Origin of the sequence: Mesorhizobium sp. IMUNJ 23232 (assembly GCF_044326205.1) — a bacterium.
In the GTDB taxonomy this organism is placed as follows: domain Bacteria; phylum Pseudomonadota; class Alphaproteobacteria; order Rhizobiales; family Rhizobiaceae; genus Kumtagia.
In genome coordinates this window covers 148,001-172,544 of sequence record NZ_JBIRCY010000002.1, presented here as the reverse complement: position 1 = coordinate 172,544, position 24,544 = coordinate 148,001, and the positions used below count along the sequence as shown (strand labels likewise).

Genomic DNA, 24,544 nt, shown 5'->3' with positions numbered 1-24,544 from the left:
CTGGCTGCGTGCTTGAATGACCTATGTCGTCACCGAGGCCTGCATACGCTGCAAGTACATGGATTGCGTCAGCGTCTGCCCGGTCGATTGCTTCTACGAAGGCGCCAACATGCTTGTCATCAAGCCGGACGAGTGCATCGACTGCGGGGTGTGCGAGCCGGAATGCCCGGCCAACGCCATCCTGGCGGATACCGTCGCCGAGGCCGCACCATGGCTGGCGCTCAACGCGGAGATGGCCGCGATCTGGCCGTCCATCCGGGAAAAGAGAGAACCGCCACCCGATGCCGACACCTGGAAAGACGTGGCCGGCAAGCGCGCGCTGCATTTCAGCAGGGCGCCTGGCGGCCGGGAAGCGCAAGGGAGGTGAGCACGTGGCCAATCTGCGACCCGAAACGGTGATCGGAACACGGCATTGGAACGACCGGCTGTTCAGCTTCCGGACCACCCGCGACAGCGGCTTCCGCTTCGAAAGCGGTCAGTTCGTCATGCTCGGGCTGGAGATCGCCGGCCGGCCCCTGCTGCGCGCCTACAGCATCGCCAGCGCGAGCTACGCCGAGCATCTGGAATTCTTCAGCATCAAGGTCGAGGCCGGTCCGCTCACTTCAGTGCTGAAGGAGATACGTCCGGGCGACTCGGTCTTGCTGGGCCAGAAACCCACGGGCACGCTGCTGCTCGACAATCTGACGCCCGGCAGGAACCTCTACCTCGTGGCCGCCGGCACCGGGCTCGCGCCATTCCTCAGCCTCATTCAGGAGCCGGACGTCTACGAGCGTTATGAAAAGGTGATCGTTGTGCACGGCTGCCGCTTCAGAAGCGAACTCGCCTATGCCGACTTCATTTCCCGAGAGCTTGGCCGCAACGAACTGGTCGGCGAACAGGTGCGCGAGCAGTTGCTCTACCATGCCTCGGTGACGCGCGAGCCGGCTCCGGGCCAGCCGCGGCTTACCGAACTGCTGGCCAGCGGCGGCTGACCAAGGACCTTGCCCTTAGCCCCCTGGACGCCGCAGCCGATCGCCTGATGCTGTGCGGTAGCATGGCTATGCTCGACGACATGCGCGCCATCCTCGGCGAACGCGGTTTTACCGAGGGCAGCCACGCAGGCGCGGGCGAATTCGTCTATGAAAAGGCGTTTGTGGGGTAGCGGACCCTTATGCCGCAGTAACTGTCACGGGGTTGGCCGGCGGCTGGGTGGCGATATTCGCAAAAAGTGTCTCTTTGAGAGATTGAGGTTCGTCGCCCGCAAATCACGCCGGGACGAACCGAACCCGGCCATCGCGCGAGGAGCCATGTCCCGGTTCGGCTGATCCAGGCCTGACCATCCCGAAGGCCAGGTCGATATGCCTGTCCCGCCGCACCTCATGGATTTCCATAAGGTGCGGCTCAGGCATGGCGGGACTAGGGTGGGGAATGAGTTCGCCAGCCCAGACAATGAGGAGAAGTGCTACACGAAGCGCAGACAGCCTTCAGCCATTCTTTTTCCGGCAGGAGAACCCCACTATGCGCGTCTGGTCGCACCGTCCACAATTCCTGCACCTGGGGCTTTTCTTCGCCGCCTATGTCGCCGGTTGCGGATTTGCTCAGGCGCTCGCGATCGTGCCCGGAATAACCGTTTCAATCTGGCCCCCGGCCGGAGTCTTTATCGCGACGCTCATTCTCACCTCTCCGTACAGTTGGCCGTGGTGGGTGTTGACGGGCTGTCTTGCCGAGATGTTCGCGCAGCTCGTGTGGTTCCACAGTCCGTTGGCGGCCGGCTTCCTGATCTATGTCGGCAATGCGCTCTGCGCGACCGTCGGGGCAACTCTGGTGAACCGGACATGTGGGCGGCCGGTTCGGCTGGAAACCTTGCGCGAGGTCCTCGCATTCGTCGTGCTCGGCGCGGGCGTCGCGCCGCTCGTAAGCGCGACGGTGGGAAGTGCGACGCTTGCTTGGTTCGGCGTAGAATCGCAGACCTTCACGGCGGTGTGGCCTCTGTTCTGGATTGGCGACGCGACCGGGATCCTGCTCGTGGCTCCACCGGCGCTGGTCGCGATCCAGTATTGGCGCGGCAAGACCCAACTCTCGGCCGGGCAGTGGACGGAAGCCGGCATACTGGGCCTGATCTTTCTGGGGGTCGCCGGGTTCTCCCTGAGTGACCACCATCTGCTCTCTCCCTACATCGTCCTGCCGCCCCTTCTGTGGGTGGCGGCGCGTTTCGAGTTCAGAGGCGCCGCCGTCGCCCTGACGCTCCTCGCCCTCGTGACGATGGCGCTGACCATAACCGGTGATAGCCAGTTCGTCGGCGATCCCGAGTCCCAGAGGCAAAGGCAGGTCATGCTGCAGCTTTTTCTGGCGATCTCTGCATTTTCGGCGCTCATCGTGGCCGCCACATCCCGGCAGCTTCAACTGGCGCTGGTCACATCGCGCGACAGGGAGCGGGAGTTCTCCCGACTCGTGGACATGGTTCCCAGCCACGTCTGGCGCCTGACGCCCGACGGCGAGCCGGTTTTCTTCAACAAGCGCATGGTGGATTTCCTCGGCCTGGATGTGGAGGATACGGACAGGCCGGGCATGAGCCGCCTGACGGCAATGATAGAGGCCAGCATCCATCCGGACGATGCAGTGGCCTTCGAGGACCTGCTCCGCCGCCGTCTTGCCGGCGGCGATATTTTCGCAATGCGCTATCGCCTGCGCCGCCACGACGGCGTCTATAGGTGGATGTCGAGCCGGGCGGAACCGATGCGGGATGAGGACGGGCGCATCGTCCAGTGGTACGGGCTTTGTCACGACGTCGACGATCAGATGCACGCGGAAGAGGCGTTGCGCCGCAGCGAGCGGCAGCTTCAGGAAATGATCGACGCTGTGCCGGTCCGCATCTGGAGCGCGACGTCGACGGGCGGCCCGGTCTACTTCAACAAGAGATACCAGGACCATTTCCGTTCCGTGATGGCGAACTTCGAAACGATCGAGGAGCCGCGTATCGAGAATTTGCTGCAGGATCTGGTTCATCCGGAAGATACTCCCGAAGTGCGGCGCACGTTGCGGAATTGTTTCGAGGCTGGTGAGGCCTCCGCAATGCGATTCCGCTGGCTTGAAAAGGATGGTGTCTACCGGTGGGCGGAGTGCAGGGTCGAGCCCCGGCGAGACCAGGATGGCGTGATAACGCAATGGTACGGCGTCTCTCTGGATATCGACGAAGAGGTCCGCGCGCAGGAGGCATTGCGCGAGCGGGAGCGCGAGCTTTCACAGCTCGTGGACATGGTCCCTGTCCAGATCCGACGCCTGACGCCAGAAGGCAATCCGACCTTCTTCAACAAGCGTCTGCTCGATTTCTTCGGTCTGAACGATCCGGCGCAATTGGACAAGCCGGACATGAGCCGTCTGGCGGCAGCCATAACGACCCTCGTGCATCCAGAAGATGCCGCCCGCCTCCTGGAGACGGTACGCCACTCCTTCGCCACCGGCGAACCTTACTCGATGAAATATCGTATGCGTCGCGCGGACGGCGCGTACCGCTGGGTCGATGGCCGCGGGGAGCCGGTGCGGGACCAAAGCGGAGCGATCGTGCAATGGTACGCAATCTCCATCGATGTCGACGACGAGATGCGCGCTCAGGAAGCGCTGCGCGACCGGGAGCGGCAGCTTCAGCAACTCATCGATACCGTGCCGGTGCAGATCTGGTGCGTCTCGCCCGGAGGAGACCCGGCATACATCAACAAGACCATGATGGACTATATCGGCATGAAGCTCGGCGATTTCGACGCCGAAGGAGGGCTGCCCAGCGCGATCCAGACCATCGTCCACCCGGATGACAGGGCTTCTCTATTCGGAGCCCTGTCACATTCGTTCAAGACGGGCGAACCGTTCGAGATGAAGTTCCGCAACCTGCGATGGGACGGACGATATCGCTGGACGGAAGGCCGCGCAGCGCCGCTTCGCGACGACGCCGGTCGCATCGTCCGCTGGTACGGCGCCAATGTCGACATCAACGACATGGTCACTTCACAGGAAGCGCTGGAGGCGAACAGGCGGCAACTGGAGCAGATGATCGAAGCGGTGCCCTTCAGCATCCTGAGCTTCTCGCCCTCGGGCAAGCTGACCTACGCCAGCAAACGCTATCTGGAGCAGGCCGGTTCACCCACGGCGGGCATCGAGGATTTCGATGCTCTTGTCCAAGAGGTAGCGCACCCCGAGGACTTTCCTGCCGTAATCCAAAGGGCGCGGCATGGCTTCGCGACCGGGCAGCCCTTCGTGAACCGGCTTCGCCGGCGCCTCAAGAGTGGCGGCTACCGCTGGATAGAGGCGCGCGCGCAGCCGCTGCACGACGCGCAGGGCACGATCGTGCAATGGTATGTCGCTTCGATCGACATTGAAGAGGAGATGCGCGCGCAGGAGGCGCTGCGGGAGCGGGAGCGCTTCCTTTGGCAGCTTGTCGAAACGCTGCCGGCGATGATTGACTGCGCCGCGCCGGATGGCGAGCCGGTCTATCGCAGCCAGCAGCTCCGCGAATTCCTTGGCTATGACCTTGAAGAATTGGACGGAAGCGGAAAGTCCCGGCTTGCCGGAACGCTCGACGCGGGTGTTCATCCCGACGAGGTAGCGGGCGTCAAGGAGCAATATGCCCGGTCGCTGTCCACCGGCGAGCCGTATGCACGAAAACATCGTCTGCGACGTTTCGACGGCGAGTATCGCTGGGTCGAGACGCGCGCCGCGCCGATGCGCAACGGCGAAGGCGCCATCGTGCAGTGGAACGTCATCTGCCTGGACATAGACGGCGAGGTTCGGATTCAAGAGGAACTGCGCTTGGCGCAGGAAAGGCTCGCACGCGCCAGCCAGGCGGCGAGCCTTGCGGAGCTTTCGGCTTCCATTGCGCACGAGGTGAACCAGCCGCTGGCGGCGATCGTCGCCAACTCGCATGCCTGCCAGCGCTGGCTCAATGCCGAGCCGGCAAACATCGAGCGGGCGCAGAAAACAGTTGAGCGCATCATCCGGGACGCCAACTCGGCCGCGGATGTCGTCGGGCGCATCCGTGCCCTGTTCAGGCGGTCCGTGGAGATGAGAGACAGGACGAGGCTCGACAGCGTCGTCACCGAGGCGCGCGACCTCATGCAAGAGGAGGCAGCAAGGCGACGCGTCCGCATGGATATCGAGGTGGAAGGCGATCTGCCGCCAGTGGCGCTCGATCGCGTTCAAATCCAGCAGGTCCTGGTCAATCTCATCCGCAACGGTGTGGAGGCGATGGACTCCAGTGCGGGCGACCGAGTTCTTCGCGTCCACGCGCGCCGGATCGGGAATGTCGTCGAGACAGCGATCAGCGACCGCGGCCCCGGTGTCCAGTCTCCGGACAGGATGTTCGAGCCATTCTTCACGACGAAGCAGAACGGCATGGGCATGGGTCTCGCGATCTGCCGCTCGATCGTCGAGGCTCACGGCGGAAGGTTATGGGCGGAGAAGAACGAACCGCACGGAGCGACGTTCATCTTCACGTTGCCGGTTGAGATGAAGACGGCGCCATGACGTTCAACGAGCCCATTGTCTTCATCGTGGATGACGACGAACGCATCCGGGAGGCGCTTGGCGACCTTCTGGAGTCGCACGGCATGCGCGCCATGGCCTTCGGATCGGCCTGCGACTATGTCGGCGCGGACAAGCCGGACGTCCCGGCCTGCCTTATCCTCGATGTCGAACTGCCGGATATCAACGGCCTCGAACTGCAGAGGCAGATCGCGGAAGGCCACCATCCGCCGATCGTTTTCATAACGGGCCATGGCGACATCCCGTCCTCGGTGCGTGCGATCAAGCACGGCGCCGTGGATTTTCTGACCAAGCCTTTCAGCGATGCGGACCTGATGGCCGCGATTGATATGGCGATCGCCCAGGACCGGGAAAACCGATCGGAGCGCGCTGAACTCGATGTGCTGAGGCAACGCTTCGATGAACTGACGCCGCGCGAGCGCGAGGTGCTGCCGCTGGTGGTTAGCGGCCTTCTCAACAAGCAGGCTGCTGCTGAACTGGGGATCAGTGAGGTCACGCTGCAAATCCACAGAAGGAATGTGATGCAGAAAATGGCGGCGGCGTCGCTCGCCGATCTCGTGCGTATCGCGGAGAGATTGGAAATACCGATCACCCACTCGCGCCGGGCGGGAGGGAACTGATCGTGAGCAATGGAAGACCAGTCGTGGCGATTGTCGATGACGATCCGAGACTGCTCGAGTCACTGCAGGATCTCCTGGAGTCCGCGGGTTATGTGGCCCGCAGCTTCTCGTCGGCGGGATCGCTGCTCGGCAATGGGCTGTCAGGCGTGGACGTGCTGATCACCGATATCGGTATGCCTGGAATGGACGGTTTCGAACTCCGCGACCTAGTGAAGAAAGTGCGTCCGGAACTGCCGGTGTTCCTGATCACCGGCCGCCATGAGATCGCCGATCGGGTCCGGACCCAGCGCATCAGCGGGTTTTTCCGAAAGCCTTTCGATGCGAAGGCCCTGCTTGCGGCCGTCGGCGACGTATTACGTGATCAAAAGATGGAGGGTAAGCATGAGAAATGACCTGCCAATACCCCGTAGATCGGCGCCGTTGTCACCGCCGCGGAGATGCGAAACAGAGCAGCCGCTCGTCATCATTGTCGATGACGATGCTTCCGTCCGCGAGGCGCTGTCCGAACTCATCCTTTCGGCTGGATTTCGGCCAGTCTCATTCGCCTCGACCCGAGAATTGCTTGACGCGGAAATATTGGACTGCCCCGGTTGCCTGATCCTCGATGTACGCATGCCGGGCGCCAGCGGCCTCGACCTGCAACGTCAACTTGCTCAAAACGGTAACCTCAAGCCGATCATCTTCCTGACCGGGCATGGCGACATCCCGATGACCGTGCAGGCGATGAAGGCCGGCGCCGTGGATTTCCTCACCAAACCAGTGCGGGATCAAACGCTGCTCGACGCGGTGATTGCGAGCATTGCGATGGATGCCGCGCGGCGAGCGGAAGCCGTGGTCGTCAAGCGCAACGTCGAACGCCTTGAGACGCTGACGCCACGCGAGCGCGAGGTTCTGCATGAAGTGGCCCGCGGGCGCCTCAACAAACAGATCGCCTTCAACCTCGGCATCAGTGAAGTGACGGTGAAGCTGCATCGCGGCAATGTCATGCGCAAGATGGAGGCCGCTTCGATTGGCGAGCTGATCCGGGCGTGGGAAACATTGCCTGTGCCGATGCGCGAGGCCGGCGCGACGAGGACTTTGGCTTGATAAGGCTTTCGTACAAGGTCGCCAGCGCGCCGGCAGGGCAATGCGTCGGCGGCCGGAGGCTTGAAAACTGAATTCGTTGGATATGACGAATTCAAGCGGAGAGCCGGATGCCTTTGGGAGCTTATTCTTCGAAGGGCGCGGTTGACACGAGGTCCACCGAGGACTGAGCCCGGTATCCGTCCACATAGCGTTCGCCAAAATCCCTGACGAAGTTGTCGTAGGTCGTTTCCGGCCTCGCCGTGGCGATGTGACAGAAGCACCGGGTGATCCGCCGCTTCATGTCGAGCCGCGGGAATTCCTTGACGATCCCAGCGATCTCCGCGGCGGGGACGATCTCGTATTGCAGGCCGACCACGTCCAGGCAGATGCCGGCGGTGCAGAGCGCCACCTCCGCCTCCTTGTACAGGCCGATCGACGGTGTCGAGTTGAGGGCGACGCTGTCCCAGATCAGTTGTGCCCGGCGCTCGTCGACACCGGCTTGCCGTGCGAACACGAGCAAGGTCGGCGCCTTCGACTTCGAAGCGGCGTGGGCCGTCAAAGTGCTCGTTGAGTGTGACGTCGTGCAGGAGCGTTCCCACGGCGACGACCTCCGCATCGTGATCGATGTTGCGAAGCTGTCCGATCCTTACCGCGAACAGCCAGGAGCGGACGACGTGGTTGAACAGATAGGGTTCGCATTCCCTCCGGGCGTAATCGAGGGCTCGTCCTACGAGTGGCGTGTCTGGAACAGAGATCCCCGCGAGCACACGACTGTTGATAACGTTCGCGTCCATGGTCCTCACCGGGTTTTTCAGCAACGGTTCGCCGGCGCCTGCGCACCGAAGATTCGGCGCAGGCCGTCACGTAAGCCCCAGGCCGCCGTCGATGGCAATCACCTGTCCGGTCACCCAGTCGGAAGCCGGATCGGCCAGATGCACAATCCACCGGGCAACGTCGTCCGGATTGCCGCGGCGTTGCAGCGGTATCATCTCGCGTTCCGTTTCCTCGATGACGGCGGCCTGTTCCAGCGACAGGCCCATCATGCCGGTCAACGCGCCCGATTCGGTCGGGCCGGCGGCGACGGCGTTGACACGCACGGCTCGCGGCGCGAGTTCCAGCGCCCAGCAGCGGGTGAGGTGCTCCAGCGCCGCCTTGCTGGCGGCGTAGTGGGAGAGATCGGCCCCAGGCTTCTGGCCGAAGGTGCTCGATATGTTGACGATCGCTCCTCTGACCGCCGCCAGGTGGGGAAGTGCGGCCTGCGTCAGCAGGCTGGGGCCGACGACGTTCACGGCGAATATCTTTTCGATCTTGTCGGCGGTGGCTTCGCCGAGCGGCATGATGGCGCCGGCGCCGGCATTGTTGACCAGCACGTCCAGGCGGCCCCACCTGTCGATTGCGGTTGCGACGGTGCGTGCCGCGTCCCCGGGCTCGGCGACGTCGGCGACTAGGCCGGATATGTTCGGGTGCTCGGCTGCCACTTCGTCCAGCGGGGCAGGGCGGCGGCCCGTGATGAGGACCTTTGCGCCTTGCCTTGCAAAACCCAGCGCCGCGGCGCGGCCGATGCCGGAGCTGCCGCCGGTGACGATGACGACCTTGTTGTCGAATGTGGACATGATCTTGTTCCTGGCCAGCCCGCGAGCCGGGTGAATTGTCTGATTGACGGCGTTTTGGGAATGCTGAGGAATGAAGGCGGCGACCGGATCGCTCGCCGGGAAGTCAGCTCCAACGTCTTGGCGTTGTTGGGAAACGGCCTATTGATAGCCGATGCCGGTGACGTAGTTGACCAGCATCCGCTCTTCCATCTGTTCCTGCTCGAACAGGGCTTTCATCGCGTCGCGGATGTCCAGTATGCCGAGAGGCTTTCTGCCACCATCGACCACCGGGATGTTTTGCAGGCTTCGCGCGGCCATGGTTTGCCACACGTCGTGAACATCGTCCGACGGGCTGCACGTCGCCACCGACCTGCTCATGAGTTCGGACACCGGCGGCGCCGAGCATGTCGATCCGGCGAGATGGCGGACGAGGTCGGATTTTGTGAGCACGCCCGCCGCGCCGCCCTTGCCGTCGCAGACCACGACGAGCCCGACGCCTGGCCTGGACAGCCATTGGGCCGCGGTTTGCAGGCCGGCGTCGAGCCCGATGACGGCGAGACGCGACGACGTCACCGCATGCAGTTTTTCGATAAGCATAACGACCGTCCTTGCCTTGTCGGCCGCGCCGCCGGGTGTCGGCGGCGCGGCGCTCTTCCTGCTCAAGCCGATCCGGAAAATCCCGGCTTAGTCGTCCAGGGGCAGCACCAGTTCCGTGTCGCTGGTGTCGACGACGAACACCGCCAGCAGCTTGGCGGGTTCGGTCGCGCTGGCATTGGCGCTGACGCTGTGGCGATCGCCGGGATATTCGGACCAGCTTTCGCCGGCGCGATAGGTGACTTCCGGCTCGTCATTGACCTTGCTGCGGATCGCGCCTTCAAGAACCGTGGCGTAGATGAAAGCCGACTTCGGATGCAGATGGCCGGGCGAGCTGCCGCCGGGCTCATATTCGACGAGCACGCCTCTCATGCTCTTGCCCGGCACGTTCGGCAGCGGGTGGTCGTAGACGAGCTTCACGCCCTTGATGGACAGGCCGGCGGGCTTGTGGCTCGCCGCGTCGTCGGCCATGGCGCCGGTCGCGAAGGCAGCCGCAAGGGCGGTGGCGCATAGGATTTTCCGGATCATTGTCTTGGCTCCAGTTTGCGGTTGAGGATGGATGGTGATCGCCGGCCGGCGGGGAGGGCGGCCGGCGATCGGGCTCTCGCTGTGGGGACGCGGCGAAAGCCTATGACCGGATGAAGGCGAGCAGGTCGGGGTTCACCGCATCGGCATGGGTGGTGCACATGCCGTGCGGGAATTTCTCGTAGACCTTGAGGGTCGCGTGCTTCAGGATCTTGGCCGAAAGCAGCGCCGAGTCGGCGATCGGTACGATCTGGTCGTCGTCGCCGTGCATCACAAGCGTCGGCACGTCGATGGCCTTCAGATCGTCAGTGAAATCGGTCTCCGAAAAGGCCTTGATGCCGTCATATTGTGCCTTGGCGCCGCCTATCATGGCCTGCCGCCACCAGTTCTGGATGACGCCCGGGATCGGCGTCACCCCCGGCCGGTTGAAGCCGTAGAACGGGCCGCCCGCGAAATCGAGATAGAACTGCGCCCGATTGGCGGCGAGCGACGCGCGCAGGCCGTCGAACACCTCGACCGGAAGCCCGCCGGGGTTGGCCGGCGTCTTCACCATGACCGGCGGCACGGCGCCGATGAGGACCAGCTTTGCGACGCGCCCCTTGCCGTGGCGGGCGACATAGCGGGCCGCTTGTCCGCCGCCGGTGGAATGGCCGATATGGACTGCGTTGCGGAGGTCGAGGTGGTCGAAGACGGCCGCGGCGTCGGCCGCGTAATGGTCCATGTCGTGCCCCTCGCTCACCTGCGCCGAGCGGCCATGGCCGCGCCGGTCATGGGCGACGACGCGAAAACCCTTGCCGAGAAAATAGAGCATCTGTCCGTCCCAATCGTCGCTGCTCAGCGGCCACCCGTGATGGAAGACGATCGGCTGGGCCTCCTTCGGCCCCCAGTCCTTGTAGTAGATTTCAGTCCCGTCCTTGGTGGTGATCGTGCTCATGCTCGTTGTTCCTGAACTGGAAGAGGGGTGGGCCTGCCCGTCCTGCGCCCGCGCGGCCAGGGGCAGGCCGGCCGCCACCGTGGCGGCCAGAGCGCCCAGCAGGACGTCGCGGCGCGATGCTCCGCACGGGCAAGAAGACTCGTCTTTCATCATTTCGCACCTTGGCGTTCGTGCTCGGCCCGCGCGCGGTATCGGGAGGACGCGCGGGCTGCGGATGAGCTGGATCAGTGGCGCTGGAGCGAGGCGCGGGGAAGCCATTCCTCGAAGCGGATCGCGCCGATGCGCGCCTTGCCGGCGGGGACCAGCGAGCCGTCCTCCAGCTCCGTGCCGAAATATTTTGCATGCGGATCGGCAACCACTTTTCGTGGGTCCTTGGTCCCTTTCAGGAACCGCGCCACGAACTCGTTGAAGCGCTCCCGCTCGGGCCCCGCGATGTCGATGGTGCCGTTGAGCGGCGGGGCGAGCGCCACGTCAGCCATCACGTCGGCGACGTCGTCCGAGGCGATCGGCTGGAACGAGACGGCCGGCAGCCGAATGACGTCGCCGACAACCGCCGACTGGGCGATGCCGCCCAGGAATTCGAAGAACTGCGTCGAGTGGACGATGGTGTAGGGTATGCCGGAAGCCTTGATCAATCTCTCCTGCGCCATCTTGGCGCGCATGTAGCCGCTGTCGGGCAGGCGCTCGGTGCCAACGATCGACAGCGCGACGTGATGGTGCACGCCGGCCTTGGCCTCGGCGGCGGCGAGGTTGCGGCCGGACGTCTCGAAGAACTCCAGCACGGCCTTGTCCTCGAAGGACGGTGAGTTCGCGAGGTCGATGACGACCTGCGTTCCCGCCAGAGCCTCGGCGAGCCCCTCGCCGGTGATGGTGTTGACGCCGGAGTTGGGTGAGGCCGCGATCACCTCATGGCCTTTCTTGCGCAGCCGCTCGACCGTCTTCGAGCCGATCAGCCCGGTGCCGCCAATAACCACGATCTTCATGTCTGGTCTCCTTGTCCGCTTTTTCGGGATCGGATTGTCCGCCGTGCCGCCTCTTGCGGCTGGCGCGGCCAATCCGTCTCGCCAGCAACAATGCGCCCGAGCCGCCGGCCGAACCATCGAACCTAAGCGTCTGTCGGGGGATGCGAAGGTCTAGGGCAGGCTCGTCCAGAGGCTGGGGACCCTGTCCGGCAAGAGGCGGAAAGCAGCATCCCAGGCATCTGTCGACCGGACGATCGGGGCAAATGGCGGCCGTTCGTGTGCAGCGGGATACGCGCTGGGAGGTTCGATCGCCTCGATCGGCAGGCGAAACGGCTGTTCCGCATCGCGTCCGCACTGGCAGTCCATCAAGACTATAGCGCGACATATACCGCGGTATGGCTCGCCCTCATCCTCGATCCAATCGACGGAAGATACCCGCCACCATAACGTGCTGAATGGCCAAGGCCGCCAAGTGTCTTCAACACGAAGGGGGGGTTAATTTGTCACGCGCGGAAACAAGCTCGGGCGGAGCCGGCCACAATACCCGCGATCGAGATGCCGGCGTTGACTTGCACGGCCGGGCGATGGAGCAGCCGGCAGCCGGCATTGTTCATGACCTGGGCAATCTCATCCAGGTTGCATCCTCTGCTTTGAACCGCGTCGCCCGTGACCCGAGTGTCTCGACGGCTCCGGCGCTGGAACCAGTGATCGACAGTGCCAAAACGGCCCTGCAACGGGCGGGTCGGCTTGTCCGGGAGACGCTCGTCAGAGCCCAGGAGAGCCGTCGCGACAATGCATGTGGCGACGTCGGCGCGTGCCTGGCTGAGGTCCAGACGTTTGTCCGAAGCGCTTGGGAGCCGAACTTTCGTATCGATCTCAGTGTCGAATCCGGCGTGCCCTCCGTGCAATGCGACCAGGTGGGCTTGCAGAATGCGGTTCTGAATCTCGTCTTCAACGCCCGCGACGCGATGCCGGACGGCGGCCTGATCTCGATCGACGCTGTGGCGGTCGTTCAAGGGCCTGACACGATCGTCGAGCTTCGCATCGCGGACAGCGGCATCGGCATGACCTGCGAGACGGTGCGTCGCGCCTTCGATCTGTTTTTCACCACGAAGGGCGAGGGCCTGGGCGGCGTCGGCCTGCCAATGGTGAAGCACTTCGCCGAGGAGCATGGCGGGAGCGTCGAAATCGAGAGCGTGCTCGGGTCTGGCACAACCGTGATCCTGCGATTGCCCGCTGCACAGCCGTGAAACGAAGACGAGACCATGTTCGGCGTCTGGTTCGACGGCTTGCCCGACGAAGAAACGATGAACGCGTTGTTCAGCGGCGTGCCGAGATAGCCTGTTCCGCCCTGCCGCCGCGGCCGGTGCCGGTCATTCGGCAATTCTCGTGACGTAGGAAATGCCAGTGGTATCCCGCTGATATTGGGCCGATAGCACGCCTTCGTCAGGTCGCGCGCGCGAACGGTCTCGGCTACACTGGGCGGATGGCGGAGGTTACCATGCTTACTCTCTATTCCTACCCAAAACTCTTCGGCGTTGCCGACAACAACGGATACGGGTTGAAGGTGTATGCCTTCCTCAAGCTGACCGGCGTTCCTTTCATCCATCAGAACGTCTTCGACGCCTCTGCCGCGCCGCGAGGCCAGCTCCCCTACATCGTCGACGACGGAGAGGTCGTCGGCGACAGCGGCACTATCCTGGTCCATCTGATCCGGAAGTACGGCCTTACCATCGACACGGCGCTGACAGCCGCGCAGCGCGACACAAGCCATATGATCACGCGCATGCTCGACGATCTCTATTGGGTGATGTCCTATTCGCGCTGGCAGGATGAGCAATACTGGCCGGCCTTTCGCGACGCGCTGCTGCGCGAACATCCGCGCCTGACCGAACAGGATCTCGGCAAGGCGCAGGAATTCAACTCACGGCGCTACTATTACCAGGGCATCGGGCGCTACGTGCCGGCCGATGCCTATGCCCGGGGCGTCGCCGATCTGGAGGTCTTGGCGAATCTTCTTGCCGGCGGCCAATATGTGCACGGGCCGCAACCCACCAGCGTCGACGCCGCCATCTACGGTTTCACAGCCAACATCCTGTTCTATCCGATCGAGACGTCGCTGAAGCGGTTTGCCGCATCCCAGCCGGAGCTTGTCCGCCATTGCCACGCCATCCACGCCGCCATTGCCTGATCGGCGCGGACCGCAACGCTCCGGAGCGCAGGGCGCGTCGAACTTGAATCCACCCGAAAATCACGGATCAGCGGCAGCACCAGTGTGTCGACTGCTGCTACTCCGCCAGGCGGGGATGGTCATGGTACCTTCTCGTCTTCCATTTGGCCGGATGTTCGAACGCGCCTGAACGGAACGGCGTGAAACACCGTCCGGATGGCATTTAGCAGCGCGAATTTCGATCGCACCTGCCGCTGGCCGGCGACGCCATCGGCGAAGGCGGACGTCCCGGCCGACAGGATCGCCGCGAGATCCTCGGCCATCTCGGGCCGGTCGAGCAGCAGGGGAGCAAAACTCTGCTGATCGATCTCGTAGACCACGACATGGCTCATCGCCTGCAGCGTCGCAATCTCGCCGATGCCGGCGAGCAGGCCCGTCTCGCCGAAGAAGTCGCCCGGCGCCAGGCGGCCGATTTCCTCCGGATGCGTTTCGTCCCCGCCTCTCAGCCGCGCGATGACGCCCGCCCGCACGATCATCAGGGAGGATAGCGCGTCGCCCTGGCGCACGATGACCTCGCCCTTGCGGTAGGTGCGCACCGTGGTCGTTGCCGCGAGAGCCTCCTGCTCGTCCCCGGTCAGCCGGGAGAACAGCGGTATGGCCCTGATCAGGTCGATCGGGGCGGGCTGCTGCGGGGCCGCCGTCTCCTCGCTCGGCAGGTCGGTCATGGAGATCGAGGCGGTCGGCGGCATCGCCAGCAGCAGGCCGGTCGATTTTGAATGGCGATAGACGAGATCATAGATCTCGTTCCGTGCCGCGATCCGCTGGGCGACAGTGGCGACGCGGTAGATCAGCTCCACCTCGATCGCCATCGCATCCAGGCTCCTGATCTTGACGGCGGGCGGCGGTTCCTTCTGGATGGAATTGCAGCTCAGCAGGGCAGTGCGCATCACGTCCGCGACGATGGCCGGCATTTTTGTCGGCGCCAGCCTGACGACGAGCGACAGCCCATGGCTCTCGTCCGGGCTGCTGATGTTGGTCAGCCCGAGTTTTGCCAGAAAACTGTTCGGCAATGCCACGACATTATGGTCGGAGGTGAGCAGGTGGGTCGAGCGCCAGTTGGTCTCGACCACCCGGCCTTCGGTGCCGTCGCTCAAGACGATCCAGTCGCCGAGCACATAGGGCCGGCCGAGATTGAGCGCGATGCCTGAAAACAGGTCGCTCAGCGTGTTCTGCAGGGCCAGTCCGAGGATGATGGCGAAAACGCCCGAGGTGGCGATCAGCGTTCCCACCGGCACGGCGAAGACGAACGCCAGCACCGACAGCAGCATGCCGGCATAGACCACGCCGACGACGAGATCCTGCAACAGACGCGCCTCGCGCGGCTTGCGCTCGACGACGAGATAGATGCGGACGAAACCGATCAGGGCCCAGGCGAGATGCAGCCACCAGAGCAGCTTGACCGATCCGATCAGAACCGCATTCGCCGTGGTCACGTCTCCGCGTGGAGGCTCGTAGGGGACGACATGCTGGTTGAGCAGCATCCCCGACATGACAAGGAAAAAACCGATCTGGACGACCAGCCTGACATTGGCCAGGCGCCTGGGAATGAGATGCCAGACGACGATGCCCGCAAGACCGACTGCTGCGATGGAGAGGAGGGGACTGCTCCACCCTTCCGATATTGGACCGAGTTCAAGCATGGTCTGGCTGCTGGCTCTGCGGCATGTTGCGGGCATCGACCGGCAGGAACACCGCGCGGGCAAGCAGATCCGGTCCGACGCCGCGCTTGGCCGGCGGCATCGCTGTATCAACGCCCCAGAGTCTCCAGAGAATCCGCAGCGCTTTCGAGCGGAGGGAACGCAGCGTCATTTTTCGATTCACCTTCCGTCGGGCAACGGCCTTCCAACAATGCCAAGTCTTCCCGGTTGCCGGCTATCGTGCCGAGGGAGCGAGCGTCCGATACGTTGGTCTATGCGTTGCTGATTGAAGGGCTAAGTTCGATTGCCGGGGACGCTGCGGAAAATCGGTCCTCGCGACCGGCAGTGTTGCCGATAGGGAAGCGAGCCGTTGCCTGGCTGGTCAGCGACAAGGAAATGGTGTCGCGCTGGGCCGCCAAGCGCAATGCCGCAGCCAGAGTTGGGTCGACGGTTCATACCCAGGGGCTTTTGCCTTGACCGTTCACGCCGCCCCTCACTGTCCTGCCGGACATCTCTCCCCGTGAACGGGGAGAGAGACGATGGCCGCGATGATTTCGCTAATCGTCAACGTTGAAGGTTGGCGAAAACGGCGAAGCTTAGTCCCTCTCGCCGTTCACGGGGAGAAATGTCCGGCAGGACAGTGAGGGGCGGCGCGGACATCAGCGGGCATTGTGTCGAGCGGTGGGCATCTGGCCTCGACGGGCGTACTCCCCGCAGCATCCATCCAATCTGTCGACGGCTCTTCGGATGAAAAAGGCGCGCCGGTCGATCAATCGATCGGCGCGCCGTCGGCAAGGCTATTCAATGCGCGTGCTTGCCGGCGCGGTTGTCCCAAAAAGTCATGCGGCGGTCGCCGCCCGGGCCGCTGGCGCTGACATGCGACAGCAGCTCGACGATCTCCGGCTGCGGCGCGGCCAGCACCTCCTCCGTCGCACCCTCGACCTCGGCGCGCATTTCGGTGCGCAGCGCGTCGACACCGCCCGCATCCAGCGCTCCCTCGCCGACCAGTTTGTCGGCGAACAGGTTGATCGGATCGCGCTGCAGCCATTTGTCGAGTTCGCCCGGCAGGCGATAGGTCGCCGGGTCCGAGCGCGAATGGCCGGAATAGCGGTAGGTCTTCATTTCGATCAGCGAGGGGCCTACGCCGGCCCGCGCCCGCGCTACCGCCGTCTCCATCGCCGCCGCCACCGCGTCGACATCCTGGCCGTCGACGATGACGCCCGGCATGGCGTAGCTGGTGGCGCGGATGGCGATGTCCTCGATCGGCGTCGTCAGGTTGATGCGGCTGTATTCGCCATAAAGATTGTTTTCGCAGACGAAGACCACCGGCAGCTTCTGGATCGCCGCGAAGTTCAGCGATTCATGGAAGGCGCCGATATTGGCCGAACCGTCGCCGAAGATCGCCACGGCGACACGGTCCGTGCCACGCGCCTTGGCGGCGATGGCCGCGCCGCAGGCGATCGGCAGGCCGGCGCCGATGATTGCCGCCGTCGGCATCAGGCCGACGCTCGGCTCGACCAGATGCATCGAGCCGCCCAGCCCGCCGGCGCAGCCGATGACACGGCCGCAGATCTCGCCGAGCACACCTTGCGGCGTGGCGCCGAGCGCCAGCGCGTGGCTGTGGCCGCGATAGGTGCAGGTGACGATGTCGTCAGGGTCTATGCTGCGGGCGATGCCCACTGCGACCGCCTCCTGGCCGTTCGCCAGATGGGTGGAGCCACGCACATAGCCGTCCGAGAACAGTTTTTGGATGCGCTCCTCGACGAACCGGATCTCCATCATCCGTTTCAACTGCTCGACACGGTCTCCCAGCGCCTCGCGGCGGGCGATTGGGGTGTTTGAGTTCTTGGCGGTCATGATGCCTTCCTCCACCAGGGTTCGGGCGTGCGGTTCTTGGAGATCAGCGAGGCGGCCTGCATCGCCACATATTCCGGGCTCGGCAGGTAACGGGCCTCGAGTTCGCCGTTGTACGGCACCGGCGCATCTGGAAGCGTGATGCGCAGCGGCGGCGCCTTGAGTTCGCCGAACAGTTCGGTCGAGACCGTGGCGACTATGTCGCCGCCCCAGCCGCTGCCGGCCGTCGCTTCCTCAACCGTGATCAGGCGACCGGTCTTGCGCACCGAGTTCAGGATGGTCTCGCGGTCCCACGGCCAGATGGTCAGCAGGTCGATCACTTCGGCGTCGATGCCGCCCTGTTCGACGGCCTTCCTGGCCACGCGCACCATCTGGCCGCAGGCGACGATGGTCGCGTCCTTGCCTTGGCGGACAACCTCGGCCTTCCCCAACGGAATGCGGAACGTGTCCGGCTCGTCGAAATCGTCGCGTTCACCATAGAGGATGCGCGGCTCCAGCACGACCACCGGGTCCGGATCCTCGATCGCCGAGCGCAGCAGCCCGTAGACCGAGCGCGACCCGGAGGCCACGCAGACCTTGAGGCCGGGCGTGCCGCGGAACCAATGGTCGAGCATCTGCGAGTGCTGGCAGCCGAAACCCTGGCCGGCTCCGGCGGAGGCGCGCACCACTAGCGGCGTGGTGAGCCGGCCGCGCGACAGATAGCGCATGGTCGCGGCCTGCGTCGTCAACTGGTCGAGGGCGACGCCGATGAATTCGATGAACATCATCTCGACAACCGGCTTCATGCCGCAGACGGCGGCGCCCACCGCCGCGCCCATGAAGGCCATTTCCGAGATCGGCGTGTCGATCACCCGCTGCGGTCCGTGGATCTCCAGCAGGCCTTCCGTCACCTTGAACGGTCCGCCGGCCGCGGCGATATCCTCGCCCATCATGATGACGGTGGGGTCCTCGCGAAGCGCGTCGTCGAGTGCCTTCATCACCGCCTGACGCATGCGCATCATGGCCACTTCAACACCTCCCTGCTGCTGGCCCGGCCTGCGTCGAGGCCGGCTGATTAGGCCGCGTCAAGCGGCCGGTTTGTAGTCTCCGAACCCTGTCGCCGTCTGGATCAGCTCGACTCGAAAGCCGTCCGGATCGATCAGATAGATCGCCCGGCCGCCCTTGTTCGGACCGATCGTCGGCGTCACCGGAGGAGATACGCTTTTTACCCCGGCGGAGGCAAGTCGTTTGTGAAACGTTTCCAAATCATCGACGGTAAAGGCTATGTGACCGTTCCCGATATTGGCGTTTGCCATGTCAACGCGGTCCTGCGGCACGTTCCGGTATTCGAGAAGCTCCAGAAACGTTTCCGTTCCCGGCACCCTCAGGATGGCGCCGTGCAGGTCGACATCGGGATAGCCGACCAGTTCGCCGATATAGGCGGCCTTGGGATTCCACTGGAAGACAAGTTCCAGTCCGAGCAGGTCGCGATAGAAGGCAATCGAGCGTTCCAGCGAGGTGACCGTGAAGCCGGTGTGGTGTCCCTTGGTGATCTTGGCCATGGTGGTCCTTTTTCTAGGGCAGTAGGCAGTCGGCAGTCGGCAGTTGAGGGACCTCAGATGACTCCTTTCCTACTGCCGACTGCCCATTGCCGACTGCCCTTGATATCATCACTGCGTCATGTACCCATCGTCGCACATGACGATGTGGCCGGTCACAAGTTCGGACGCATCGCTGGCGAGGAAGATCGCCGTGCCGACCAGTTCGCGTGGCAGGCCGAGGCGCGGGCGCAGCATGCGTGCCTTGATCCAGTCGGCGGTGATCGAGGTCTTTTGCCCCGCCGCCTTGGTCAGCGGCGATTCCATCAGCGTCGGGCCGATGCCGTTCACCCGCACGCCGCGGTCGCGCCATTCCAGCGCAAGCGCCTTGGTCACCTGCAGCACGCCGCCCTTGGAAGCGAGGTAGGCGCTGGCCCATGGGTAGGCGGTAAAGGAACCGATCGAGGCGATGTTGATGATCGAGCCCTTGCCCTGCGTCAGCATCTTGCCGCCAAAGGCCTGGCAGCAGAAATAGGTGCCCTTCAGGTTCAGATCGAGGATGAAGTTGAATTTTTCCTCGGGAAACTCTTCGGCCGGGCTGCGGAAGGCGGAGCCCGCGCTGTTCACCAATATGTCGACATGGCCGCGCGAGGCCGCGACCTTGTCGGCCAGCGCAAAACAGGCGGCGCGGTCCGTCACGTCGAGCTTTTCGATTTCCGCCTTGCCGCCTTGTTCGACAATAGTGGCGCGCGTTGCCTCCATGCCATCCAAATTGATGTCGGCCAGCACGACGTCGACGCCGACCTGGGCGTAGCCGATCGCCATGGCGGCGCCCAGCCCGCTGCCGGCGCCGGTGACGACCGCGACGCGGCCGTCGAGGTCGAACAGGGTTTTCGCGTAGTTGGCGGGTACGGAAGGTTCGTCCGTCATGAGTTTGTGACCGGTTTCGGTGGCGATCATTAGTCTTGGAGGATGCGGTCGGGGTCCTGATGCGGCTGGCTCAGGCACCATTCTTTGTCGATCATCTTGCCGAATCCCGGCCCCTGCGGCAGCGGCTTCATGAGCCCGCTGCCGTCCGTCATGATCTCCGGTTGAGCCAGAGCATCGTCGTAGGGGTGTACGCCCGTCCACGGCACGCCCCACTCGACCGGCTTGTCGTCAAAACCCCAGGCGCTGAACACCTGGCTGTGGGTGTGCGGGAACATATGCGGGCCGAAATCGACGCCCGCCGCCAGGCATTCGTCGATGACAGCGCGGCCGCCCGTGATGCCGCCCATGCAGGTCAGGTCGACGCGCACCCGATCGACCGACTTCGCCATGATCAGCGCTTCCGGGTAGTAGGAGCCGCCCTGTTCGTCGCCCTGCCAGATCGGCATCGGCACGCGCTTGCGCAATTCGGCAAGCATGCGGGCATTGCCCGGCGGAAAAATGTCCTCGATGCAGCCCATGTTGATGTCGGCGATGCTGTTGGCGTAGGCGGCCGCGTCGTCGACCGTCTTGAACATCCAGACGAGGTCGGTTCCGAGCCAGGCGTCGGGCGCGGCGGCGCGTGCGGCGCGAAGGCGCGCGCCGGAAATCTCCCAGGTCGCGCCCATCGGCGCCTTGAAGCGCCGCCACCCGTTGGCATAAAACTCCGCCGTCTGCGCGCCGGTCTTCTCCGGGGGCATGATGGCCGGCGGATAGCCGATGATGCAGGTCGCCGGCATCGGCTTAACCTGCCCGCCAAGGAACTCTGCGATCGACTTGTCGGCAATCTTGGCCGCGGCGTCCCAGCAGGCGAGGTCGACGATGGAAAGTGCGCGAAGACCGACGCCGGCGCTGTGGGAGCCGTAAGTGCGCCCCTTCGTGGTCCGGTAGGTCGCCTCGCGCTCGGCGATATCGGTGCCGACATAGACCGGGGCGATGCTCTTGCGGATCTGCTCGGCGACCGCGCCGTCGCGCGTCAGCGTGAATGCCCAGCCTTCGTGTCCGGTCGATGTGCGCACGCGTACGGTGGCGAATTCGCGGATCTTCATGACCCAGTCGCCGAAGACCACCGGGGCCGGAAGCTGCGCCTGAATGGATGCGACCTGGACGTCCTTGATGATGGCCGATGTCGCCATTGAAACGTTTCCCCGTTGTGCTTTTGGTCGCGACGTTACGAGCCGCTTGCTGTCTAGTCAACCGATTGATTGCGTAAAGTCAAACGATTGACAAGAGGGATTCTGCTGTCTAGGACTCGGTGCATGGTTGGGCCAGGATGGCTATTTACCGGGCAGTGGAGCGGATGGGGTCGATAAGCCTCAGGGACTTGAGCAAGACGTATGGCGGGGGCGCCATCGCCGCCGTCAAATCCGTCAATCTCGAGATAGAGGACGGCGAATTCGTCGTCTTCGTCGGCCCGTCCGGCTGCGGGAAGTCGACGCTGCTCAGGATGATTGCCGGGCTGGAGAAGATCAGTTCCGGCACCGTGGCGATCAACGGCAAAGTGGTGAACGAGGTTGCCTCGCGAAATCGCGACATCGCCATGGTGTTCCAGAACTACGCACTCTATCCGACCATGACGGTGCGCGAAAACATCGCCTTCGCGCTCGAACTCAGGAAATTCCCGCAGGCGGCCATCGACGAGCGCGTCAACGAGGCGGCGCGCATCCTCGACCTGAAGGAACTGCTCGACCGCAAGCCCGGCCAGCTTTCCGGAGGCCAGCGCCAGCGCGTCGCCATGGGCCGCGCCATCGTGCGCCATCCGCAGGCGTTCCTGCTCGACGAACCGCTCTCCAATCTCGACGCAAAGCTGCGCGTCCAGCTTCGCGCCGAACTCGGGCGCCTGCATCAGCGGCTCGGCGTCACCACCATCCATGTCACCCACGACCAGGTCGAGGCGATGACGTTGGGCAGCCGCGTCGCAGTGTTCTCGCGCGGTACGCTGCAGCAATATGACACGCCGCAAAAACTCTACGACGCGCCGAAAAACCTGTTCGTGGCCGGCTTCATCGGCAGTCCGGCGACGAATTTTTTGGAGGGCGTTTTCGGAGGCGATGGTGTTGTTCAGATTGGCGCCGCCACCATCCGGCCCGGCGCTGTGAAGGCAGGAGGCCAATCCGGGCGCGTCATCGCCGGGGTGCGACCCGAACATTTGAGCTGGAAGCCGCGCGAGGAGGGGACATCCGGTGCTCTGGCCGGCACGGTTGACCTTGTCGAAAACATCGAGCCAGAAGCCTATGTGACGATCGCGCTGGACGATCCTTCCGCGCGCGTGCACCGGGCGGATGAAACGGCAAGCGAGGCCAATGGCGCCCAGCAGGTGGTGCAGCGCATCCAGATGCGCGTCTCCTCGCGCGCCGCGCCCGCGCTCGGGCAGAAAGTGGTGCTCACCGTCGATCCCAAGCACGTAAGGCTGTTTGATGCCGCCAGCGGAGCCGCATTGTGATGTCGACGTGGCCTGGTTTTTCTCCTATCGGAAGGGGGCGAGGCTGCCCCAGGGCGGGTGGCCGTCCAGAACTGGAAACGTTTCAAAAGAAAGGCAGCCTATGCGTTCGACCCTGAAGATGCCGAAAGTCGGCGACGCCGCCAACGAGGTGGTGATCATGGAATTGCTGGTGAAGGTGGGTGACGCGGTCGCCGAGGGCCAGAACCTGTTCGTCGTCGAGACCGACAAGGCGCAGCTCGAAGTGCCCGCTCCGTTTGCCGGCACCGTGCGCGACATATTGATCAAAGTGGGCGACGAGGTGCCGACCGGCGCTCCGACCCTGGTGCTGGAGGGCTGACGCATGCCCCGCGTCCACGATGCACGGCAAGAGCATTTCGGCCTGTATCTGGACGAATACGAGGCTGGCGACGTGTTCCGGCACTGGCCGGGACACACGGTGACGGAGGCGGAGGATCATCTGTTCTGCCTGCTGACGCATTCCGCCAGCTCGATCCACACGGATCGCCACTATGGCGAGCACGAGACCGAGTTCGGGCGCAACGTCGTCGTCGGCACCTATGTCTATTCGCTGCTGGCCGGCATGAGCGTGCGCGACATTTCCGGCCGCGCCATCGCCAATCTCGGCGTCAAGGAACTCAAGCATCTCGCGCCGCTCTTCCACGGCGACACGCTTTACGGCGTCACCGAAGTGCTCTCCACCAGGCCGTCGCAGTCGCGGCCGGGGCAGGGGGTGCTGACGGTGCGCACCGACGGTTTCAAACAGGACGAAACGAAGGTCTGCACCTTCACGCGGTCGGTGCTTTTGCCGATGCGTCCTGCCGGGGAGGCGTGATGGACGCGACAGAAGGCCCGCTCGCCGGGATAAAAGTCATCGAACTTGCCACGGTCGTGGCGGGGCCGGGCAGCGGGCGATACCTCGCCGATTTCGGCGCCGAAGTGATCAAGGTCGAAGCGCCGGGCGGCGACCCGACGCGCCGCATGGGCTGGACCGGCCCAGGCGAACAGGACGCTTATTTCTGGAAGCTGGTGAACCGCAACAAGAAGGTGGTCTCGCTCGACCTCAAATCCGAGCAGGGCAGGGCCGATCTCTGGGCGCTGGTCGCCGACGCCAATGTGCTGATCGAGAACATGCGGCCTGGCAAGCTGGAAGCGCTCGGCTTCTCTCCCGGGGCGCTGCACGCAAAGAACCCGGGGCTCGTCATCCTGCGGGTTAGCGGTTTTGGGCAGGACGGACCTTATGCGCAGCATCCCGGCTTCGCCACCATCGCCGAGGCGCTGTCCGGTTTCGCTGGCCTGCTCGGCGAGGCCGACGGGCCGCCGTTGCTGCCGCCGATCGCGCTGACCGACGAGGTGACCGCACTTGGCGGCGCCTTCGCGACGCTGGTCGCCGTGCGCCACGCGGAACGCACCGGCGAGGGGCAGGTGGTCGACGTCAACCTGCTGCAATCCATGTTCCAGATCATGGGGCCGCTGGTTTCGGCCTATGCCCATATGGGCTACCTTCAGCCGCGGCTGGGTTCGGGCATTCCCTACACCGTGCCGCGCGGCACCTATCGCTGCGCTGACGGCGTGTGGGTGGCAGTGTCCAGCTCGTCCGACAGCATCGCGCGGCGGGTGCTCGACCTTGTCGGCCTCACCGGCGACGAACGCTTTTCGTCTTTCCAGGCCCGCAGCGCCAACCGCGAGGCGCTGGAGGAATGGATCAGTGCCTGGATCGCCGAGCGGCCCTACGAGACCGTCGTTGCGGAATTCCGCCGGGTCGATGCGGCGATCGCCAAGGTGCTCGACATGCGTGATATTTTTGCTGACCCGCACTTCAAGGCGCGGGAGATGATCACCGAGGTTGACGGCGTCGTCATGCAGAACATGCTGGCGAATTTGTCGAAGACGCCGGGGCGATTGCGTCACGCGGGAAAGGCGTTTGGGGCGGACAACGAGGTGGTGCTCGAACCGCTGCATGAGAAAGATGCGGTGGGGTGAGGATGCGGGGCCGGAAGGCTCCGGCGGCGCAGAACTTGCCTACGAAGGATGGTGCCAGACGATGAGACAGCCGCCAAATTCATCTATGACGACCGGGCTCACGGGTTCAATGTG

General features: G+C 64.1%; 24 protein-coding genes and 1 pseudogene. 12 read left to right on the top strand and 13 right to left on the bottom strand.

Annotation, left to right across the window (positions count from 1 at the left end; translation table 11 throughout):
• Nucleotides 1–16: 16 nt before the first annotated feature.
• From fdxA to ACH196_RS02680, 6 genes and pseudogenes are all read left to right on the top strand, one after another.
• A complete protein-coding gene (gene fdxA / locus ACH196_RS02705) occupies nt 17–367 on the top strand; it encodes a ferredoxin FdxA (protein WP_396644708.1) in 351 nt (116 codons plus the stop codon).
• 4 nt (nt 368–371) lie between these two features.
• Nucleotides 372–1,141: pseudogene (locus tag ACH196_RS02700) on the top strand (ferredoxin--NADP reductase).
• A 356-nt stretch (nt 1,142–1,497) separates the two neighbouring features.
• Nucleotides 1,498–5,493 carry a PAS domain-containing protein gene (locus ACH196_RS02695; RefSeq protein ID WP_396644707.1) on the top strand — a complete coding sequence of 1,332 codons (3,996 nt, stop codon included), beginning with the start codon at nt 1,498–1,500 and terminating at the stop codon, nt 5,491–5,493.
• Complete coding sequence (locus tag ACH196_RS02690) at nt 5,490–6,131, top strand: response regulator transcription factor (protein WP_396644706.1); 642 nt, start codon at nt 5,490–5,492, stop codon at nt 6,129–6,131. Before ACH196_RS02695 ends, ACH196_RS02690 begins: the two co-directional genes overlap by 4 nt.
• Before the next feature lie 2 nt (nt 6,132–6,133).
• The gene (locus tag ACH196_RS02685; RefSeq protein ID WP_396644705.1) at nt 6,134–6,523 is read left to right on the top strand and encodes a response regulator; all 390 of its coding nucleotides are present in this window, start codon (nt 6,134–6,136) and stop codon (nt 6,521–6,523) included.
• Nucleotides 6,513–7,217, top strand: a complete 705-nt coding sequence (locus tag ACH196_RS02680) for a response regulator transcription factor (protein WP_396644703.1) — start codon at nt 6,513–6,515, stop codon at nt 7,215–7,217. Before ACH196_RS02685 ends, ACH196_RS02680 begins: the two co-directional genes overlap by 11 nt.
• Nucleotides 7,218–7,338: 121 nt before the next feature.
• Here ACH196_RS02680 and ACH196_RS02675 read toward each other — a convergent pair whose 3' ends face one another.
• From ACH196_RS02675 to ACH196_RS02650, 6 genes are all read right to left on the bottom strand, one after another.
• Nucleotides 7,339–7,716: a hypothetical protein gene (locus ACH196_RS02675; protein WP_396644702.1), complete on the bottom strand. Its 378-nt coding sequence runs from the start codon at nt 7,714–7,716 to the stop codon at nt 7,339–7,341.
• A 340-nt stretch (nt 7,717–8,056) separates the two neighbouring features.
• A complete protein-coding gene (locus tag ACH196_RS02670; protein ID WP_396644701.1) occupies nt 8,057–8,809 on the bottom strand; it encodes an SDR family NAD(P)-dependent oxidoreductase in 753 nt (250 codons plus the stop codon).
• Nucleotides 8,810–8,947: 138 nt separating this feature from the next.
• Complete coding sequence (locus tag ACH196_RS02665) at nt 8,948–9,451, bottom strand: CBS domain-containing protein (protein ID WP_396644700.1); 504 nt, start codon at nt 9,449–9,451, stop codon at nt 8,948–8,950.
• Nucleotides 9,452–9,472: 21 nt separating this feature from the next.
• Nucleotides 9,473–9,910 carry a cupin domain-containing protein gene (locus tag ACH196_RS02660; RefSeq protein WP_396644699.1) on the bottom strand — a complete coding sequence of 146 codons (438 nt, stop codon included), beginning with the start codon at nt 9,908–9,910 and terminating at the stop codon, nt 9,473–9,475.
• Nucleotides 9,911–10,010: 100 nt separating this feature from the next.
• Nucleotides 10,011–10,841, bottom strand: coding sequence for an alpha/beta fold hydrolase (locus ACH196_RS02655; RefSeq protein WP_396644697.1), 831 nt, complete (start codon nt 10,839–10,841; stop codon nt 10,011–10,013).
• A 224-nt stretch (nt 10,842–11,065) separates the two neighbouring features.
• On the bottom strand, nt 11,066–11,824 hold the full coding sequence (locus tag ACH196_RS02650; RefSeq protein WP_396644695.1) for an SDR family oxidoreductase: 759 nt from the start codon (nt 11,822–11,824) through the stop codon (nt 11,066–11,068).
• Between the two features lie 434 nt (nt 11,825–12,258).
• Between ACH196_RS02650 and ACH196_RS02645 the strand changes: the two genes are divergently transcribed.
• Entirely contained in the window at nt 12,259–13,053 is a 795-nt protein-coding gene (locus tag ACH196_RS02645; RefSeq protein ID WP_396644694.1) for a sensor histidine kinase, read from the top strand.
• Between the two features lie 251 nt (nt 13,054–13,304).
• Nucleotides 13,305–13,994: a glutathione S-transferase C-terminal domain-containing protein gene (locus ACH196_RS02640; RefSeq protein WP_396644693.1), complete on the top strand. Its 690-nt coding sequence runs from the start codon at nt 13,305–13,307 to the stop codon at nt 13,992–13,994.
• 119 nt (nt 13,995–14,113) lie between these two features.
• Here the strand turns inward: ACH196_RS02640 and ACH196_RS02635 are convergent, their stop codons facing one another.
• The 7 genes from ACH196_RS02635 to ACH196_RS02605 form a co-directional block, all read right to left on the bottom strand.
• Nucleotides 14,114–15,673 carry a mechanosensitive ion channel family protein gene (locus ACH196_RS02635; RefSeq protein ID WP_396644692.1) on the bottom strand — a complete coding sequence of 520 codons (1,560 nt, stop codon included), beginning with the start codon at nt 15,671–15,673 and terminating at the stop codon, nt 14,114–14,116.
• Nucleotides 15,666–15,842, bottom strand: coding sequence for a hypothetical protein (locus ACH196_RS02630; RefSeq protein WP_396644690.1), 177 nt, complete (start codon nt 15,840–15,842; stop codon nt 15,666–15,668). Before ACH196_RS02630 ends, ACH196_RS02635 begins: the two co-directional genes overlap by 8 nt.
• Nucleotides 15,843–16,471: 629 nt before the next feature.
• Nucleotides 16,472–17,527, bottom strand: coding sequence for a thiamine pyrophosphate-dependent dehydrogenase E1 component subunit alpha (locus tag ACH196_RS02625; protein ID WP_396644688.1), 1,056 nt, complete (start codon nt 17,525–17,527; stop codon nt 16,472–16,474).
• Nucleotides 17,524–18,525, bottom strand: a complete 1,002-nt coding sequence (locus ACH196_RS02620; protein ID WP_396644765.1) for an alpha-ketoacid dehydrogenase subunit beta — start codon at nt 18,523–18,525, stop codon at nt 17,524–17,526. Before ACH196_RS02620 ends, ACH196_RS02625 begins: the two co-directional genes overlap by 4 nt.
• 63 nt (nt 18,526–18,588) lie before the next feature.
• Nucleotides 18,589–19,065 (bottom strand): VOC family protein, encoded by a 477-nt coding sequence (locus ACH196_RS02615; RefSeq protein WP_396644686.1) that lies wholly within the window; start codon nt 19,063–19,065, stop codon nt 18,589–18,591.
• 108 nt (nt 19,066–19,173) lie between these two features.
• Nucleotides 19,174–19,971, bottom strand: a complete 798-nt coding sequence (locus ACH196_RS02610; protein ID WP_396644685.1) for an SDR family NAD(P)-dependent oxidoreductase — start codon at nt 19,969–19,971, stop codon at nt 19,174–19,176.
• A 29-nt stretch (nt 19,972–20,000) separates the two neighbouring features.
• Nucleotides 20,001–21,143 carry a mandelate racemase/muconate lactonizing enzyme family protein gene (locus tag ACH196_RS02605; protein WP_396644683.1) on the bottom strand — a complete coding sequence of 381 codons (1,143 nt, stop codon included), beginning with the start codon at nt 21,141–21,143 and terminating at the stop codon, nt 20,001–20,003.
• A gap of 164 nt (nt 21,144–21,307) precedes the next feature.
• On the opposite strand from ACH196_RS02605, the gene ACH196_RS02600 reads away from it, so the two are divergent.
• The 4 genes from ACH196_RS02600 to ACH196_RS02585 all read left to right on the top strand — a co-directional run bounded on the left by ACH196_RS02600 (nt 21,308) and on the right by ACH196_RS02585 (nt 24,430).
• On the top strand, nt 21,308–22,450 hold the full coding sequence (locus tag ACH196_RS02600; RefSeq protein WP_396644682.1) for an ABC transporter ATP-binding protein: 1,143 nt from the start codon (nt 21,308–21,310) through the stop codon (nt 22,448–22,450).
• Between the two features lie 100 nt (nt 22,451–22,550).
• A complete protein-coding gene (locus tag ACH196_RS02595) occupies nt 22,551–22,787 on the top strand; it encodes a lipoyl domain-containing protein (protein ID WP_349003601.1) in 237 nt (78 codons plus the stop codon).
• Nucleotides 22,788–22,790: 3 nt separating this feature from the next.
• The gene (locus tag ACH196_RS02590) at nt 22,791–23,282 is read left to right on the top strand and encodes a MaoC family dehydratase (RefSeq protein WP_396644679.1); all 492 of its coding nucleotides are present in this window, start codon (nt 22,791–22,793) and stop codon (nt 23,280–23,282) included.
• Nucleotides 23,282–24,430, top strand: a complete 1,149-nt coding sequence (locus tag ACH196_RS02585; protein ID WP_396644678.1) for a CaiB/BaiF CoA transferase family protein — start codon at nt 23,282–23,284, stop codon at nt 24,428–24,430. The genes ACH196_RS02590 and ACH196_RS02585 overlap by 1 nt, the downstream gene beginning before the upstream one ends.
• Nucleotides 24,431–24,544 lie beyond the last annotated feature (114 nt).

What these genes read in the sequence shown, in the direction of transcription:
- ACH196_RS02620 (WP_396644765.1), bottom strand. Translation starts at nt 18,525, where the DNA reads ATGATGCGCATGCGTCAGGCGGTGATGAAGGCACTCGACGACGCGCTT.
- ACH196_RS02595 (WP_349003601.1), top strand. Translation starts at nt 22,551, where the DNA reads ATGCGTTCGACCCTGAAGATGCCGAAAGTCGGCGACGCCGCCAACGAG.
- ACH196_RS02690 (WP_396644706.1), top strand. Translation starts at nt 5,490, where the DNA reads ATGACGTTCAACGAGCCCATTGTCTTCATCGTGGATGACGACGAACGC.
- ACH196_RS02590 (WP_396644679.1), top strand. Translation starts at nt 22,791, where the DNA reads ATGCCCCGCGTCCACGATGCACGGCAAGAGCATTTCGGCCTGTATCTG.
- ACH196_RS02645 (WP_396644694.1), top strand. Translation starts at nt 12,259, where the DNA reads ATGGCCAAGGCCGCCAAGTGTCTTCAACACGAAGGGGGGGTTAATTTG.
- ACH196_RS02635 (WP_396644692.1), bottom strand. Translation starts at nt 15,673, where the DNA reads ATGCTTGAACTCGGTCCAATATCGGAAGGGTGGAGCAGTCCCCTCCTC.
- ACH196_RS02630 (WP_396644690.1), bottom strand. Translation starts at nt 15,842, where the DNA reads ATGACGCTGCGTTCCCTCCGCTCGAAAGCGCTGCGGATTCTCTGGAGA.
- ACH196_RS02660 (WP_396644699.1), bottom strand. Translation starts at nt 9,910, where the DNA reads ATGATCCGGAAAATCCTATGCGCCACCGCCCTTGCGGCTGCCTTCGCG.
- ACH196_RS02695 (WP_396644707.1), top strand. Translation starts at nt 1,498, where the DNA reads ATGCGCGTCTGGTCGCACCGTCCACAATTCCTGCACCTGGGGCTTTTC.
- ACH196_RS02680 (WP_396644703.1), top strand. Translation starts at nt 6,513, where the DNA reads ATGAGAAATGACCTGCCAATACCCCGTAGATCGGCGCCGTTGTCACCG.
- ACH196_RS02640 (WP_396644693.1), top strand. Translation starts at nt 13,305, where the DNA reads ATGCTTACTCTCTATTCCTACCCAAAACTCTTCGGCGTTGCCGACAAC.
- ACH196_RS02625 (WP_396644688.1), bottom strand. Translation starts at nt 17,527, where the DNA reads ATGACCGCCAAGAACTCAAACACCCCAATCGCCCGCCGCGAGGCGCTG.
- ACH196_RS02610 (WP_396644685.1), bottom strand. Translation starts at nt 19,971, where the DNA reads ATGACGGACGAACCTTCCGTACCCGCCAACTACGCGAAAACCCTGTTC.
- ACH196_RS02605 (WP_396644683.1), bottom strand. Translation starts at nt 21,143, where the DNA reads ATGGCGACATCGGCCATCATCAAGGACGTCCAGGTCGCATCCATTCAG.
- ACH196_RS02655 (WP_396644697.1), bottom strand. Translation starts at nt 10,841, where the DNA reads ATGAGCACGATCACCACCAAGGACGGGACTGAAATCTACTACAAGGAC.
- ACH196_RS02585 (WP_396644678.1), top strand. Translation starts at nt 23,282, where the DNA reads ATGGACGCGACAGAAGGCCCGCTCGCCGGGATAAAAGTCATCGAACTT.
- ACH196_RS02600 (WP_396644682.1), top strand. Translation starts at nt 21,308, where the DNA reads ATGGGGTCGATAAGCCTCAGGGACTTGAGCAAGACGTATGGCGGGGGC.
- ACH196_RS02650 (WP_396644695.1), bottom strand. Translation starts at nt 11,824, where the DNA reads ATGAAGATCGTGGTTATTGGCGGCACCGGGCTGATCGGCTCGAAGACG.
- fdxA (WP_396644708.1), top strand. Translation starts at nt 17, where the DNA reads ATGACCTATGTCGTCACCGAGGCCTGCATACGCTGCAAGTACATGGAT.
- ACH196_RS02615 (WP_396644686.1), bottom strand. Translation starts at nt 19,065, where the DNA reads ATGGCCAAGATCACCAAGGGACACCACACCGGCTTCACGGTCACCTCG.
- ACH196_RS02670 (WP_396644701.1), bottom strand. Translation starts at nt 8,809, where the DNA reads ATGTCCACATTCGACAACAAGGTCGTCATCGTCACCGGCGGCAGCTCC.